1 protein-coding gene is annotated in these 696 nt (G+C 62.8%); it reads right to left on the reverse strand.

From position 1 onward, the window contains the following. On the reverse strand, positions 1 to 236 hold a 236-nt coding region (locus CCN51_RS51335), incomplete at its 3' end, for a GntR family transcriptional regulator (RefSeq protein WP_143676226.1). Between the last annotated feature and the right edge of the window lie 460 nt (positions 237 to 696).

The raw sequence follows: 696 nt of genomic DNA on the forward strand, positions 1-696 counted from the left end.
ACGGCCTCCCGCACCACCGCCCTGCTGGTATTCAGCATCTGCGCCAGATCGTTCTCGGTGGGCAGCCGATCGCCCGCCACCAGACGGGCCTCGGCGATGAACTCGAGGATCCGCTCCGCGACGACTTCGTAACCGGGGCGATAGTCACGCCGCTGGTCCGAGCCGTTCGCCGCTGCCGCCTCGGTGTAAGAGACCTGCGCCGGCAAGGCCGCTTCGGCTGCGGGCGTGTCGTTCATCTGTCGTGCCTCCGGGGTGACTGCGACGAGGGCGGCTGATCGCTGTGGAGCCGTGCTCATCGTACCGCAGGCAACAATGAGTCGTACTCATTCGGAGATGGCTCCACGCCATAGAGTTCTACGACTAATCGTTATATTCACGGATCTATTGGACCTAGATCGGCCTCGACTTTGAGTCATCATCCATAAATCACTGAGAAGACAGCCACACACACCCTTGACGGATGCCTCGATAAGGCGGCTAATTTCTTCGGAGACGGCAGCGGAACAGCCGTCCGCAGTACCCGACGCCTGGCCGGGACGGTCCGGCGTCACCTCATCCGCGCCGCTGCTCTGCCGATCTGCTCGGGCCGCCCTGCAAACCCAGGAGAGTCGCACATGACCGTCAACAAGCCTTCGCTCAGCCAGGTAAGGGTGGTCAGAAAGAGACGTTCGGCATGGTTGGCCGGCTGCGCGGCCA

The organism is Streptomyces milbemycinicus, assembly GCF_002154605.1.
Classification (GTDB): domain Bacteria; phylum Actinomycetota; class Actinomycetes; order Streptomycetales; family Streptomycetaceae; genus Streptomyces; species Streptomyces milbemycinicus.